The sequence below is a fragment of the Nocardia sp. JMUB6875 genome, assembly GCF_041154655.1.
Classification (GTDB): domain Bacteria; phylum Actinomycetota; class Actinomycetes; order Mycobacteriales; family Mycobacteriaceae; genus Nocardia.
Window position 1 is genome coordinate 15,838 of sequence record NZ_BAAFGR010000043.1, and the last position, 13,581, is coordinate 29,418.

Sequence of the window (13,581 nt, forward strand, 5' to 3'; positions counted from 1 at the left end):
CGCCCAGCATTCCATCCGTGCGCTCAGCGGTAGCCGACGGCCTCGAAGTGCGGTAGCTGATGGCTCATCCGGTCCCGCTTGGTGCTGAGGTAGTGCACATTGTGCTCGGTGGGCTGGGTCTGCAGTGGAATCCGGCCGTGCACGGTGATGCCGTTGGCCTCCAGACCCGCCTGCTTGGCCGGGTTGTTGCTCAGCAGGCGAACGGAATTCACGCCCAGATCGGCGAGAATCCAGGCCGCCGCACCGTAGTCGCGGGCATCGATGGGCAGCCCCAGCCGCACATTGGCATCGACGGTGTCGGCCCCGGCGTCCTGCAGTTCATAGGCGCGAAGCTTGTTGAGCAGTCCGATGCCCCGGCCTTCCTGACCGCGCAGATAGACGACCACACCGCGTCCCTCGGAGGCGACGGCCGCCAGCGCGGCATCGAGCTGCTCACCGCAATCGCACCGCAGGGAGCCGAAGGCATCACCGGTCAGGCATTCGGAATGCACTCGGGCCATGACGTTTGCACCGGTCGGATCGCCGTAGACCAATGCCAGATGCTCCGCGCCGGAATGCTCATCGGCGTACCCGTACACGCGGAAATCCCCGTACCGCGTGGGCAACCGGGTCTCGACCACACGAGAAATCCCGTGCTCCAACTGTTTCCGATGCTCGATCAAATCCGCGATCGAGACGATCGGGATATCCCACTCCCGCGCCATGACCAGCAGCTCCGGTAGCCGGGCCATGGTGCCGTCGTCATTGACCACCTCGGCGATGACCCCGGCGGGCTGCAACCCGGCCAGCCGCATCAGATCCACCGCCGCCTCGGTATGCCCCGGACGCCCCAGCACCCCACGCGGATTCGCGCGCAGCGGGAACACGTGCCCCGGCCGCGACAGCTGTTCGGCGGTGGTCCGCGGATCGGCCAGCAGCCGCATGGTCGTCGCCCGATCGGCGGCCGAGATACCCGTGCTCACTCCGGCGACCGCGTCCACCGACACGGTGTAGGCGGTCCCCTTCGGATCCTGATTGACCGCGGCCATCGGCGGCAATCCCAGCCGATCGCAGTCCTCCCCGGTCATCGGCACACAGATGACTCCGCTGGTGTGCCGCACCAGGAACGCGATGTTCTGCGCCGTCGCATGCTCGGCGGCCAGGATCAGATCGCCCTCGTTCTCGCGATCCTCGTCGTCCACGACGAGCACCATGCCGCCGCGGGCGACGGCGGCCAGCGCCGCCGCGATGGTGTCGAGTGCACCGGTCATCGTCGACCACCTCCTCCGGGCCGCATGTGCTGTCGGCCTATTTCCAATCGAAATATGCCGGGTGGAGAACAACGAGGTCAGGTCCCGCTGAGCGGGCAGCAGAGCGCAGTGAACGGCCCGGAGACGAATCGCCTCCGGGCCATTGCTCATTCAGTTGTCGGGGTGACCGCTAGTGCGCCGCACCACCGGTCGCCGCGGTGCGCCCGTGCCGCATGAGGAACGCGCCGAGCAGCGCCACCGCCGCCGAGATCGCGACGAAGTAGAACCCGAGCTCGTACCCCTTGTCCGCGTACAGCAGCGGAATGTCCTTGGTGACCGGCGGCGCGCCCGCCACCGACACCACGGCCTTGACCGGATTGGCGGACAGGAACGCGGTCGCCACCGCGAGCCCGATGGCCGCGCCCATGGCCTGCATGACGCCCAGCATGCCGGCGCTGATGCCCTGCTGTTGTGCCGGAACGCCTTCCACGATCAGGTTCGGCGTCGAGGCGTAGTACAGCGCGAACGCGATGCCGTACACCGCGCTGATCAGCGCCTGCGTCTGCCAGCCGTGCGAGAGCGCCGCGTAGCAGAGACCGCTGCCCACGAAGATCACCAGCGCCGAGACCAGCGGCCAGCGCGCACCCGAGCGGCGAATCCAGAGGCCGCCGAGGAAGCCGAACAGCATGGCGATCAACGACTGTGCCAGCGTCACGTGCGTCGCGAACTTCAGCAGCGAGAAGTCGTCACCGTAGGTGTAGCCGGGATCCAGATTCACCTGCACCATTTCCGGCGGCAGCTTCGAGTACACCATCTCCGGCGGCACCTGCGCGTTCACCACTTCGGGTGTGACCTGCGCGTTCACCTGATCCGTCAGCTGCTGCACCAACGCGGGCGGCAGTTCCACACCGGGCGGCATGGCGGCCTTGGCCTGTGCTTCGGCCTGCGCGAGACCCTGCGCGCGAGCCTGGGTCAGCGCCTGCGCCTGGGCCTGTTGCAGCGCACCGGCTTTCACCTGCACCCAGGTCGCGTCCTTGACCTGCGCCACCACCTGATCCGACGGCGGCGACTGTGTCATGTACCCGGTCGCGTAGGACTGGTAGCCGATCATGAACGAGGCCAGCAGACCGACGAACAGCACGATGCTCACGCGCGGGTTGAACAGCAGCTTCATATCCATGATCGGTTGCTTCGCACGCATTTCCACGATCGGGAACAGCGCGAGCAGCACCAGGCCGCCGATCAGCCAGGCCAGCGTGGACGGCTTGGTCCAGCCCCAGTCCTGGCCCTTGTCCAGGTACAGCAGGGTCAGCGTGGCGCCCGCGCCGAGCAGGATCGCGCCGACCAGATCCAGGCGCTGCGGGGTGCGCAGCTTGGACTCGGGAACGATGAGGATCAGCAGCGGAATCATGACCAGGCCGAAGATGAACAGGAACCAGAACAGTCCGCGCCAGCTGGTGTGATCGGTGATGTAGCCGCCGATCAGCGGACCGGCCAGGGCGGAGACACCCAGACCCGTGGAGGCGATGCCGAGGCCGATGGGCACCATGCGGCGCGGCATCAGGTCGCGGATCAGGCCGTAGGACACGACGGTGGTGGCGATCGCGGTCGCCTGCAGTGCGCGGCCGATCAGGAACAGCGCCCAAGTGCTGGTGACGGCGCAGAGCAGGGTGCCGATCAGGAACAGCACACCGCAGACCACGAACATCCGCTTCTTGCCGTAGATGTCGCTGAGCTTGCCGATCAGCGGGGACACCGCGGCGCCGAAGATGCCGAAAACGATGATGGCCCAGTTGATATTGGCGCCCTGGTCGGGGAAGGTGGGCGCGATCTGCCGCAATGCCGAGGCGACCATCACGTACTGCATCGGGGAGATCTCGGTGAACAGCACGATGACCGCGAGGACCGACCAGATCCTCAGATTCGACGCGCCGTCGAGGCGGCCGCTTTCGTCAGGCGCGGCGCCGGGCGGCACCGCGGTATCGACGGAGGTGGACATAGTGCGTCCTCCAGAGTGGGTAGTAACACGATCGTGTGAACCGTGTCACGCCCAGGGGGCGTCGCCTATGAGCAAGTCCGTTCAGTGGGAATCGCCGGAATTCTGCCGCTTCGCAGGCTTTCGGCGGCTACGCTGTCTCGCCAATTTGTCCATATCCGCCAGCAGATCCTCGGCGAATTCCTTTTCCGCCTCGTAATGCTTGACGCACCAGCGCAATACCGCGCTGGGATAGGCCCAGTCCGGATTCACCTCCGCGCCCTCGGCGTCGGCCAGCGCGCGGCGCCGCATGGTCTCGGTGTATTCGATGTGCTGGGTGAGGATTTCGCGCATGCGCTCGGGTTCGGCCAGATGTCCCAGCCAGGCCCGCAGCATCACGCTGTGCTTGAGCACCGGGGCCTCGACGGGGGAGTGGTTCACCCAGTGCGAGGCGGCCTCGCGCCCGCTTTCGGTAATGGCGTACATGCGCTTGCCGCGCATACCGTCCTCGGAGACCACCGTCCGCGAGGTCGCGTAGCCGTGTTTCTCCAAACGCTTGAGTTCGGCGTAGATCTGGCTGAACGACGGACTCCAATAGAAGAACTGCAGACTCCAGTCCGCCCATTTCTTCAGGTCGTAGCCGGAGAGTTCCTCGGCGTGCGAGAGCATTCCGAGCACCGCCCACGCCGTCGTCGGCAGCTCCGGAATCGCCTGCGCCGCATCGGGGTGCGCGCCCTCGGTCATCATCGAACTGTATCGCCCCCGCATCCGGTCGCTCCGCTCAACGCCAGTGCGCGCGACGCGGGAACAGGGTGCGGCCGGCCTCGTGCGCGACCTCGAGCACGACGCGGGCCAGCCGGTCGTAGCTCATGCCGTCGGCGCGACCGGACAGCGACAGCGCGGCGGGCGCGGTACCCCGGCCCCGCAGCGGCGCTGCGACACAGGCGATTCCGGCCACGGCCTCCTCGCGATCGATGGCCACGCCCTGGCGCAGCCGGATCTGCTGCAGCTCGCGGGCCAGCGCCTCGGGCTCGCAGATGGTGCGCGGGGTCAGCCGCGGCAGGCGGTTGCGCAGCGCGGCCTCGGCGATATTGGGCTCCAGACAGGCGAGCATGGCCTTGCCGAGAGCCGTTGCGTGCGCGGGCATCCGGCCGCCGAGGCGGGTGGGCAGGCTCGCGGCGAAGCGGCCGCCGGCCTTGTCCAGGTAGACCACATCGCGCCCGTCGAGGACCGCCAGGTGCCCGACCATGCCGGTGCGCTGGCTCAGCTCGTGCAGCAGCGGGGAGACCGCATCGCGAATCTCGTTGTGGTCGGCGGTGAGTCCGCCCAGCTCCAGGGCGCGCATGCCCAGGCGGTAGCCGCCCGAGGTGTGGGCCAGCCAGCGCAGCTTGATCATCTGGTCCAGGATCCGGTGCACGGTGGACCGCGGCAGCCCGGTGCGCTCGACCAGGCCGAGCAGGGTGAGCGTGGGGGTGGAGGCGTCGAATGCGTCCAGGATCAAGGTCATCCGCTCGATCATCGAGACGGGGACTTCGGCGCTGGCGCGGGAATCCTTGGCGCGCATGGGGTTGTGAGTGGGTCGAGCTTCCGCCGGGGGCAGCAGGGCGACGGACATGGGTACCTCCGTTGGTCATATCCAGTCTAGGACTATTCCGATTAGGCATGTGCCTGGTTCGGAGCGTGTGCTACCAGTCACAGTGCCCTGCGCCACACGCTGGGGAATCGGGGGAACTACGTAAAACCTACGGATACGGGTCCCGATGACCGAACCACGTAGTTGACGCCTCCGGTCCGCGACCTGCTGTCATGACTTCTAGCTATATTTCGGATCGAAATAAGGAGGCGCCGTGGACCCGGTGCTGGATCAAGTTCCGGCCATCGACGCAGCGGCTTTCAAGACCGTGCTGGGGCGCTTCGCCTCGGGAGTCACCGTGATCACCGCCCTTGACGAGGGCCAACCGGTGGGCTTCGCCTGTCAGTCGTTCGCATCGCTGTCGATCGACCCGCCGCTGGTGAGTTTCTTCCCGGCGCGCACCTCGAGCACCTGGCCGAGAATCCGTGCGGCGGGGCGGTTCTGCGTGAACATCCTGGCCGACGATCAGGCCGATATCTGCCGTCGGCTCGGTCGGCCGGGCGCGGACAAGTTCGCCGGGGTCGACTGGGCCGCGTCCGCGAACGGTTCGCCCTTGCTCGTCGGGGCCATGGCGTCGATCGACTGCGAACTGCACGACGAGGTCGACGGCGGCGACCACACCATCGTCATCGGGCGCGTGACCAGCCTGAACGAGCATTCCGAGGCGAATCCGCTGCTGTTCTACCGCGCGTCTTTCAGCCGTCTCGCAGACCAGTAGGCACCGCCCGGCCAGTGAGACTGCGCTGTCGTCGTCGTCACATCGGCCGCAACCATCGAAGCAACACCAGGAGAGGAATTCACATGACCACCGCAGAGAGTGAAGTTCGCGTCATCGACTCGGGCAAGCCCCCGACTCGATTCGCGCGCGGCTGGCACTGCCTCGGCCTGGCCGACTCCTTCCGTGACGGAAAGCCGCACACCGTCAAGGCTTTCGGCACCGAGATCGTGGTCTTCGCCGCCGAGGACGGCACCCTCAACGTGCTCAACGCGTACTGCCCGCACATGGGCGGCAACCTGGCCGACGGCACCATCAAGGGCGATTCGCTGGCCTGCCCGTTCCACGACTGGCGCTGGAACGGCAAGGGCAAGTGCACGGGCATTCCCTACGCGCGCCGCGTGCCGCCGCTGGCCCGCACCAAGGCGTGGCCGACCATGGTCGAGAATCAGATGCTCTTCGTCTGGAACGACCCGGAGGGCAAGCAGCCCCCGGCCGAGCTGGCCATTCCGCGCATCGAGGCCGCGTTCAGCGACGAGTGGACCGACTGGACCTGGAACTCCATGATCGTGGACGCCAACTGCCGCGAGGTCGTCGACAACGTGGTGGACATGGCGCACTTCTTCTACGTGCACTACGGCTTCCCGACCTTCTTCAAGAACGTCTTCGAGGGCCACACCGCCAGTCAGTTCATGACCTCGGTGTCGCGCGAGGACATGATGGGCGAGACCGCCAAGGCGCTGGGCGGCAAGAACGTGCTGCAGTCGGAGGCCTCTTATTACGGGCCGTCCTACATGATCGATTACCTCAAGAGCGAGAGCCCCAACGGCCTCGTGGTCGAGGGCTACCTGATCAACTGCCACTACCCGATCAACGAGAACCAGTTCGTGCTCATGTATGGCGCGATCGCCAAGCGGCCCGAGGGCGTGCCCGCCGAGCAGGCGAACGAGATCGCCGAGAAGTTCGTGGGCGGCCTGGGCAAGGGCTTCGAGCAGGACGCGGCCATCTGGAAGCGCAAGTCGCGCATCAACAATCCGCTGCTGTGCGAGGAAGACGGGCCGGTCTATCAGCTGCGTCGCTGGTACGAGCAGTTTTACGTTGATGTCGCCGATGTCGCCGATGAGATGACGGATCGGTTCGAGTACGAGGTCGACACCACCCGCGCGGTCACCGCCTGGGAAGCCGAAGTCGCCGACAACATCGCCAAGCGCGAAGCGGCTAACGCCTGAGAGGCATTGGGATGGACAAGGTTTCGTGCCGGTCCTGCGGGACCTGCGTGCTGGTGGAGAAGTACAGCGACCAGCACACCAGCGTGCAGTGGAACAAGACCGCGATGGCGGACTGCGCGGAGCTGTCCGGGAACGCGCTGTCGCACACCTGCGGGGCGCTGCGGGCCAGCATCGACGAGGCGGTCGCCTCGGGCGCGGTCGGTGTCAGCACGCGTGACGTGGATGTCCGAACCCGAGGGCGAACCTTGGCCTGACCCTTGAAGAGTGGGCCGCCCGACGTCGTCGGCGGCCGGCCCGTAGATACGGATTACCCGACCGGCACGGCGGTGAAACAGACAGCACAGGAATGGAACTGGAAGAGCGCATGACGGTGACAGACTTCGAGGTAGACGAGGCCCTGGCCGAGGCGAAAGTGACCGGCATCACATCTGTACGGGTCGTGCGCGTGGTGCGGGAGACCGCCGACGCGGTATCGCTCGAACTCGTCCCGGAGGCCGGACATGCCGAACGGTTCGTCTATCGTCCGGGACAATTCCTGACCCTGCGCATCCCCAGTGAACTGACCGGTTCGGTGAGCCGCTGCTACTCGCTGTCGAGCGCGCCGCACGAGGACGGGCCGCTGAAGGTCACCGTCAAGCGGACCGTCGACGGGTACGGCTCGAACTGGCTGTGCGACAACGCCGCCGCGGGTCTGACCCTGCAGGCGCTGCCGCCCGCCGGGATCTTCACCCCGGACTCGCTGGATTCCGACCTGCTGCTGTTCGGTGGCGGCAGCGGTATCACCCCGGTGCTGTCCATCCTGAAATCCGTGCTCGCGCAGGGCACGGGCCACTGCACGCTGATCTACGCCAATCAGCACGAGAATTCGGTCATCTTCGCCCGTGAACTCGCGGAACTGGCCGCCGCGCACCCGGATCGGCTGCTGGTGCTGCACTGGTTGCAGTCGGTCCAGGGGCTGCCGAGCGTGGCCGGCCTGGCCGCGTTGGCCCGTCCGTGGGCGGGCCGGGAGGTCTTCGTCTGCGGTCCCGGCCCGTTCATGGACGCGGTCGCGGCGGCGATGGCCGAGCTGGGCGCGGACCGCAAGCGCGTGCACAGCGAGAAGTTCGTGTCACTGTCGGGCAATCCGTTCGAGAGCGATACCGCCGCGGCCGATGTCGTGATCGACGAGGGCGATGCCGCCGTCGCGCGGGTCGAACTCGACGGTGAGCACCACGAACTCGTCTGGCCGCGGCAGCAGACCCTGCTCGACACCATGCTCGCCAAGGGACTGGACGCCCCGTACTCCTGCAAGGAGGGGGCGTGCAGCGCCTGCGTCTGCCGGATCGTCTCCGGCGAGGTGAGCATGCGCCGCAATGAAATTCTCGAGGACGCCGACATCGCCGACGGCTATGTGCTGGCCTGCCAGGCCGTGCCGGTCACCGACGACGTCTCCGTCACCTACGACTGACAATTCGCGATCGATCCGAGGAGTATCACCATGGCCGCGTTCGCCTCCCTGGGCTACGTGCGCGCCCGCATCGCCGATGTGGCCGCCTGGCGCCAATTCGCCTTCGACACCATCGGTTTCGCCGAGGGCACCGGGCCCAATCCCGATTCCGTCTACCTGCGCGTGGACGAGCACACCTACCGGTTCGAACTGGTGCCGGGCGAGCGCGACGAGGTCATCGCCGTCGGCTGGCAGGTGGCCGACCGCCGCTCGCTGGAGCTGGTGCGCGAGACCCTGGAGAAGGCCGGGGTCGCGGTCTCCACGCTGTCGGTGGCCGAGGCCGTGAACCGGCACGTCGAGGAGGCCATCGCCTTCGTCGACCCGTCCGGATTCACCATCGAGGTCTTCCACGGGCCGCTGCTGGACCACTCGCCGGTGGTCGGCAAGTTCGGAAACCGCTTCGTCACCGGCGATCTCGGGCTCGGTCACGTGGTGCTTCCGGTGCGCGACATCGAAGAGGCGCGCCAGTTCTACACCGACGTACTGGGCTTCGCCTCGCGCGGCTCGTTCCGGGTCGGGCCGCCGGAGCATCCGATCTGGATCCGCTTCATGGGCGTCAACCCGCGCCACCACAGCCTCGCGCTGATTCCGGGCTCGCGGCCGGACGGGCCGGGCATCGTGCACGTCATGGTCGAGGTCGATTCGCTCGACGATGTCGGCCGCGCCCTGGACCGCGTGAACAAGGCGGGCTACCACCTGTCCTCCACGCTGGGACGGCACACCAACGACAAGATGATCTCCTTCTACGTCCGCACCCCCGGCAACTGGGATCTCGAATTCGGTTGCGAGGGAATGCTGGTCGGCGCGGACTACGTCGCCGAGGAGATGACCGCCGACAGCTACTGGGGTCACGAATGGGCCCGGGGCTGACGGCCGATTCGGCACACAACTGAATAACCGGGACGGAAGGACAGTGATATGCGCGCGGTAGTCATGCGAGACCGCAAGCTCGTGGTGGACGAGGTGCCGGACCCGGTGCCCGGGCCCGGGCAGGTGCTGGTGGAGACCATCGCCTGTGGGATCTGCGGGTCCGACAAACAGGCACTCGACTACACCGATGAATTCCTGCAGGCCTCACGGGATTCCGGCGTGCCGACCTTCATGTTCGACCCGCACCGGGACCTGGTCATGGGCCACGAGCTGGCCGCCCGGGTCATCGGCGCGGGACCGGACACGCCGTTCATCGAGGGGCAGCACGTGGTCGCGCTGCCGTGGGCGCTGGATGCGGCGGGCGGGATCCACGGCATCGGCTACTCCAATGACTTTCCCGGTGGATACGGGGAGCGAATGGTGTTGCAGGCCATGGCCCTGGAACCCATCCCGGAGCATGTGCCGCCGCATGTGGCGGCCATGACCGAACCGCTCGCGGTCGGCTTCGGCAATGTGGCGCGCACCGGCATCGGGCCGGACGGGACCGGCATCGTGATCGGTTGCGGCCCAGTCGGTCTGGGCGCGGTGGCCGCGCTCGCCGAGCGCGGTGTCGCACCGATCGTCGCCTCCGATCCGTCCAAGCTGCGCCGCGAGGCCGCCCTACGCCTGGGCGCACACCGCGTGGTCGATCCGGGTGTCGAGGATCCGGTCGAGGTGTGGCAGGAACTCGCCTCCCCCGGCCAGAAGCTGCACGTCTGGGTATGCGCCTCGGTACCCGGCCTGCTCAACGACCTCATGTACAAGGTGCCCCGCGAGACCGCCATCCTCCAGATCGGCGCGGTCATGACCGACGACGTCATCCGCCCCATCGTCGGCATCTACAAGGACATCTCCCTCCAGATGTGCATGGTCTACCCACACGAGGAATACGCGAAAACCTTGCAGCGCATAGCCGATGGCACCGTAGACGCGGCCTCCCTGATCACCGATCAGGTAGGCCTCGATGGCGTCGCCGACGCCATCGAATCCCTACGTAACCCCGACGACCACATACAGATCCTGGTCCGGCCGGAATTGTGAGCACGGCGCAGAATCCCGGGTCAGCGGGTGGTGTTGACCAGCTATGATGGTGACATACATCAGATATGTATGTCACCAACATGCGGAGGTGTGTCATGACCGTCACCCAGATCGATCTCGACGACGATGCCCTGAACGAAGCCATGCGCCTAATGGGGACCACCACCAAGAAGGAGACGGTCAACCGGGCGCTACTCGAGTACGTTCAGCAGCGCAAACGACTGGAGGCGTTCGACAAGCTCCTAGCGATGGGGCAGCGCGGAGACTTCGATCAGGCCGCTGACGCTCATACGTCGGCCAAGGAAGCGTGGAAGCGCGCCTGGCACTCGGAGTCGCCCTAGTGACCGGATACCTGCTTGATACCTCTGCCCTCTGGTACATCTTCCGGAATCCGGATGAGGCCGAACGATGGCGCGAACCGGCGCGCGTTGGGTCGCTCTACATTTGCGAGCCGACGAAGGCCGAGTTCTTGTTCTCGGCCAAAGGTCCGGCGCATCGTGACGAAATGCTCGAGGCCCTGGACGGCCTCTGCAAGTCCGCGCCGGTCCCGAAATCCGCTTGGCGTTGGGTGGATTCGGCTCAGTACAAGCTCACGCAACGTGGGCTGCACCGGTCCGCTGGTGTGGTCGACCTGGTCGTGTGCGCGACTGCGGTCCACCACGACCTGACCGTGCTGCACATTGACAACGATTTCACCACCGTGTCAAGTGTGGTCGAAGAGTTGCGAGAGCGGAATATTCGGGCCTGAGTTTGCCCCGCCCGGCTGGCCGCCGCGATCATCGCGGTGCGGCTCGGCCCGTTCTCCATCGAATTCTCCCTACCATCGGATCGGCTGAATGCTGCGAGATCCGATGGTAGGCAGGGAAATTCGAATTCGCTTTCACCATATCACATGAAAGTAAATTTCCGATTACGTGAAAGCGGCCTTGAATTATCGATCCGTGAAGGTGATTCGCACCGTTACCGGATCGCTCTCCAGGGCGGAGAAGACGCCGCGGGCGACGGGGGCCAGGGCCGGGTGCGGGGCGAAGGAGCGGGCGCGGGCGACCACGTCGTCGTCGGGGAGCAGGACGGCGGTGCCGGTGCGCCAGCGATCGCCCTGGCGGACTCGGACATTCGGGTTGGCGGACAGGTTCAGGCCCCAGCCGGAGCGGAGGCCGTGCTGGCAGATGGCCCAGGCGCCGTCCTCGTCGAACAGCATGGAGACCGGAACTCGGCGCGGCTCACCGGATTTGCGGCCGATGGTCTCGATCTCGGTGGCGAAGGCGGTGCGGACCCCGATCTTGTCCAGGGCGCGGATGGTCGGGTTCATGACGTAGCGGCCCATGGTGCGCTCCACCCGGAACTTGCGGGCGGCGCGGTCGGCGGCCGAGCGCGGGGCCGCGGCGCGCTTGCTGCGGAAGGCGTCGAAACCATTGCGGCGCAGCATGGTCGCCGCGGTGCGCCAGGGGGAGCGGTCGGGATCGGGATCCTTGCCCGCGCCGAGCAGGTGCAGCTGATCGGTGTGCCACTGCAGGTCGAGTGCGCCGTCGGCGGACTTCAGATTGGCGTTGGCCGCCAGGCGCGGCGGCAGGCCCAGCGAGATGTGCGGGGGCCGCAGGGCGTCGGTGCGCTCGGTGAGCAGATCGGCTGCGGCGGTGGGGATCACGGCGGTCGGGCGGCCCAGTCCGATGACATCGCAGGTGCCGTCGGCCAGCGCCTCGGCCATGGCGGCCCGGGAGCGGAAGCCGCCGGTCACCGCGATCGGCACCGTGCCCGCGGCCTGCCGGGCTGTCTCGGCATAGTCCAGGAAGTAGGCCTCGCGGGCGCGGGTGCTCGCCGAGGCGCTGACCGGGCGGCCCATCATGGCGGGGGATTCGTAACTGCCGCCGCTGATTTCGAACAGGTCGATGCCCTCGGCCGAGAGCTCCTCGATGACCGTGCGCGATTCGTCCTCGGTGAAGCCGCCGCGCTGGAAGTCGGCCGAGTTGAGCTTGATGCCCAGCCCGAATCCCGGGCTGACCGACGCGCGAATGCTGCGCGCCACCTCGACCACGAACTGTCGTCGCCGGGTGGCGTCGCCACCCCAGGCATCGGTGCGTTGATTGGACAGCGGCGAAAGGAACTGGGAGACAAGGTATCCGTGCGCGCCGTGGATCTGCACGCCGTCGAATCCGGCCGCCTCGGCGACCCGGGCCGCGCGGCCGAACCGCGCGATGATGTCGAGAATCTCGTCCTCGGTGAGCGCCCGCGGCGCGGGGACGCCGGGAATTCCCATGGCGATCGCCGAGGGCGCGACCGCGCGCGTGCGGGTGACGATCGGATTGGCCTGCCGACCGGGGTGATTCAGCTGCACCCACACCTTGGCCCCGCCGTCCTTGGCGACCTTGGCCCAGCGGGTCAGCGCGGCCAGGTGCCGTTCGTCCTCCATGGCCACATTGCCGGGTTCGCCGCAGTGGCGGCGGTCGACCATGACATTGCCGGTGACGATCAATCCGTAGCCGCCGCGGCTCCAGCGCCCGTAGAGTCGTTCCAGCCGCGCGTCGGGAGCATTCTCGGCATTCGCCAGCCCTTCGCTCAGGGCCGATTTCATAATGCGATTGGGCAGTACCTGGCCGCTGGCCAGCGGCAGGGGATCGTGCAGGGTCGGCATGCTTGGGCCCCATTTCGTTTGATCAGACGCAGTACTGAATCCGACGCAGTCGAGTCGCAGGTTCGAGCAGCGGTCTACACTTGGGGTAGACCAATCGGTATATCCGAAAACGGTAGTACACCGATCGGTATACAGCAAGGAGGAACCGTCCATGGGTGCCCGCGACCGCCTCATCGACAGCGCCATCGCCCTGATGCGCTGCAATGGCATCGCCGGGACCGGCATCGCCCAGCTGCTGGACCACAGCGGCATCTCGCGCCGGTCCGTCTACCTGAACTTCCCGGGCGGCAAATCCGAGCTGGTCGCCGAGGCCACCCGGGCCGCCGGTCAGGCCTCGAGCGCCCTCATGCGGACCGTCCTGGCGGGCAGCGATCTGGCCAGCGCCATCGCGGCCTTCCCGGCCATGTGGCGCGAGACGCTGCTGTCCACCGACTTCAGCGCGGGTTGCCCGATCGTGGCCGCGGCCCTCGGGCGGACGGAGTCGCCGGAGGCCGCGGATGTGGCGGGGGAGACCTTCACCGAATGGGAGGGCATCCTCGCCGAGCGGCTCGAGGCCGAGAATGTCGCGCCCGAGACCGCGCGCTCGCTGGCCACCACCATCGTGGCGGCCATCGAGGGCGCGGTCGTCATGTCGCTGGCGTCCCGCTCGACCGCGCCCTTGGAACGCGCGGGGAAGCAGCTGGCCGACCTGGTCGGGCTGTACACGGGGAAGAAGACCTCCGTCGCCTGAGC

14 protein-coding genes are annotated in these 13,581 nt (G+C 67.1%); 9 read left to right on the forward strand and 5 right to left on the reverse strand.

Going from position 1 to position 13,581, the window contains the following annotated elements:
* Window positions 1-23: 23 nt before the first annotated feature.
* The 4 genes from ACAM49_RS13560 to ACAM49_RS13575 form a co-directional block, all read right to left on the reverse strand.
* Complete coding sequence (locus tag ACAM49_RS13560; protein WP_369635832.1) at window positions 24-1,250, reverse strand: bifunctional 3,4-dihydroxy-2-butanone-4-phosphate synthase/GTP cyclohydrolase II; 1,227 nt, start codon at window positions 1,248-1,250, stop codon at window positions 24-26.
* A 169-nt stretch (window positions 1,251-1,419) separates the two neighbouring features.
* Complete coding sequence (locus ACAM49_RS13565; protein WP_369635833.1) at window positions 1,420-3,228, reverse strand: MFS transporter; 1,809 nt, start codon at window positions 3,226-3,228, stop codon at window positions 1,420-1,422.
* An 81-nt stretch (window positions 3,229-3,309) separates the two neighbouring features.
* Complete coding sequence (locus ACAM49_RS13570; RefSeq protein WP_369635834.1) at window positions 3,310-3,948, reverse strand: PadR family transcriptional regulator; 639 nt, start codon at window positions 3,946-3,948, stop codon at window positions 3,310-3,312.
* A gap of 37 nt (window positions 3,949-3,985) precedes the next feature.
* Entirely contained in the window at window positions 3,986-4,819 is an 834-nt protein-coding gene (locus ACAM49_RS13575; protein ID WP_369635835.1) for an IclR family transcriptional regulator, read from the reverse strand.
* 232 nt (window positions 4,820-5,051) lie between these two features.
* Between ACAM49_RS13575 and ACAM49_RS13580 the strand changes: the two genes are divergently transcribed.
* The 8 genes from ACAM49_RS13580 (at window position 5,052) to ACAM49_RS13615 (ending at window position 10,965) form a co-directional block, all read left to right on the forward strand.
* On the forward strand, window positions 5,052-5,555 hold the full coding sequence (locus tag ACAM49_RS13580) for a flavin reductase family protein (protein WP_040806307.1): 504 nt from the start codon (window positions 5,052-5,054) through the stop codon (window positions 5,553-5,555).
* 83 nt (window positions 5,556-5,638) lie between these two features.
* Window positions 5,639-6,781, forward strand: a complete 1,143-nt coding sequence (locus tag ACAM49_RS13585; RefSeq protein ID WP_369635836.1) for a Rieske 2Fe-2S domain-containing protein — start codon at window positions 5,639-5,641, stop codon at window positions 6,779-6,781.
* 11 nt (window positions 6,782-6,792) lie between these two features.
* A complete protein-coding gene (locus ACAM49_RS13590) occupies window positions 6,793-7,035 on the forward strand; it encodes a hypothetical protein (protein ID WP_369635837.1) in 243 nt (80 codons plus the stop codon).
* Between the two features lie 110 nt (window positions 7,036-7,145).
* On the forward strand, window positions 7,146-8,228 hold the full coding sequence (locus ACAM49_RS13595; RefSeq protein ID WP_369635838.1) for a 2Fe-2S iron-sulfur cluster-binding protein: 1,083 nt from the start codon (window positions 7,146-7,148) through the stop codon (window positions 8,226-8,228).
* Window positions 8,229-8,258: 30 nt separating this feature from the next.
* Window positions 8,259-9,137 carry a VOC family protein gene (locus tag ACAM49_RS13600; RefSeq protein WP_369635839.1) on the forward strand — a complete coding sequence of 293 codons (879 nt, stop codon included), beginning with the start codon at window positions 8,259-8,261 and terminating at the stop codon, window positions 9,135-9,137.
* A gap of 48 nt (window positions 9,138-9,185) precedes the next feature.
* Entirely contained in the window at window positions 9,186-10,217 is a 1,032-nt protein-coding gene (locus ACAM49_RS13605; protein ID WP_369635840.1) for a zinc-binding dehydrogenase, read from the forward strand.
* Window positions 10,218-10,312: 95 nt separating this feature from the next.
* Window positions 10,313-10,558, forward strand: a complete 246-nt coding sequence (locus ACAM49_RS13610) for a type II toxin-antitoxin system VapB family antitoxin (protein WP_369635841.1) — start codon at window positions 10,313-10,315, stop codon at window positions 10,556-10,558.
* The gene (locus tag ACAM49_RS13615; protein WP_369635842.1) at window positions 10,558-10,965 is read left to right on the forward strand and encodes a PIN domain-containing protein; all 408 of its coding nucleotides are present in this window, start codon (window positions 10,558-10,560) and stop codon (window positions 10,963-10,965) included. The genes ACAM49_RS13610 and ACAM49_RS13615 overlap by 1 nt, the downstream gene beginning before the upstream one ends.
* 183 nt (window positions 10,966-11,148) lie before the next feature.
* Here ACAM49_RS13615 and ACAM49_RS13620 read toward each other — a convergent pair whose 3' ends face one another.
* Window positions 11,149-12,849 (reverse strand): nitroreductase family deazaflavin-dependent oxidoreductase, encoded by a 1,701-nt coding sequence (locus tag ACAM49_RS13620; RefSeq protein ID WP_369635843.1) that lies wholly within the window; start codon window positions 12,847-12,849, stop codon window positions 11,149-11,151.
* Between the two features lie 151 nt (window positions 12,850-13,000).
* Between ACAM49_RS13620 and ACAM49_RS13625 the strand changes: the two genes are divergently transcribed.
* Entirely contained in the window at window positions 13,001-13,579 is a 579-nt protein-coding gene (locus ACAM49_RS13625; protein WP_369635844.1) for a TetR/AcrR family transcriptional regulator, read from the forward strand.
* Window positions 13,580-13,581 lie beyond the last annotated feature (2 nt).

What these genes read in the sequence shown, in the direction of transcription:
- ACAM49_RS13600 (WP_369635839.1), top strand. Translation starts at nt 8,259, where the DNA reads ATGGCCGCGTTCGCCTCCCTGGGCTACGTGCGCGCCCGCATCGCCGAT.
- ACAM49_RS13595 (WP_369635838.1), top strand. Translation starts at nt 7,146, where the DNA reads ATGACGGTGACAGACTTCGAGGTAGACGAGGCCCTGGCCGAGGCGAAA.
- ACAM49_RS13625 (WP_369635844.1), top strand. Translation starts at nt 13,001, where the DNA reads ATGGGTGCCCGCGACCGCCTCATCGACAGCGCCATCGCCCTGATGCGC.
- ACAM49_RS13570 (WP_369635834.1), bottom strand. Translation starts at nt 3,948, where the DNA reads ATGACCGAGGGCGCGCACCCCGATGCGGCGCAGGCGATTCCGGAGCTG.
- ACAM49_RS13575 (WP_369635835.1), bottom strand. Translation starts at nt 4,819, where the DNA reads ATGTCCGTCGCCCTGCTGCCCCCGGCGGAAGCTCGACCCACTCACAAC.
- ACAM49_RS13610 (WP_369635841.1), top strand. Translation starts at nt 10,313, where the DNA reads ATGACCGTCACCCAGATCGATCTCGACGACGATGCCCTGAACGAAGCC.
- ACAM49_RS13605 (WP_369635840.1), top strand. Translation starts at nt 9,186, where the DNA reads ATGCGCGCGGTAGTCATGCGAGACCGCAAGCTCGTGGTGGACGAGGTG.
- ACAM49_RS13585 (WP_369635836.1), top strand. Translation starts at nt 5,639, where the DNA reads ATGACCACCGCAGAGAGTGAAGTTCGCGTCATCGACTCGGGCAAGCCC.
- ACAM49_RS13560 (WP_369635832.1), bottom strand. Translation starts at nt 1,250, where the DNA reads ATGACCGGTGCACTCGACACCATCGCGGCGGCGCTGGCCGCCGTCGCC.
- ACAM49_RS13565 (WP_369635833.1), bottom strand. Translation starts at nt 3,228, where the DNA reads ATGTCCACCTCCGTCGATACCGCGGTGCCGCCCGGCGCCGCGCCTGAC.
- ACAM49_RS13620 (WP_369635843.1), bottom strand. Translation starts at nt 12,849, where the DNA reads ATGCCGACCCTGCACGATCCCCTGCCGCTGGCCAGCGGCCAGGTACTG.
- ACAM49_RS13590 (WP_369635837.1), top strand. Translation starts at nt 6,793, where the DNA reads ATGGACAAGGTTTCGTGCCGGTCCTGCGGGACCTGCGTGCTGGTGGAG.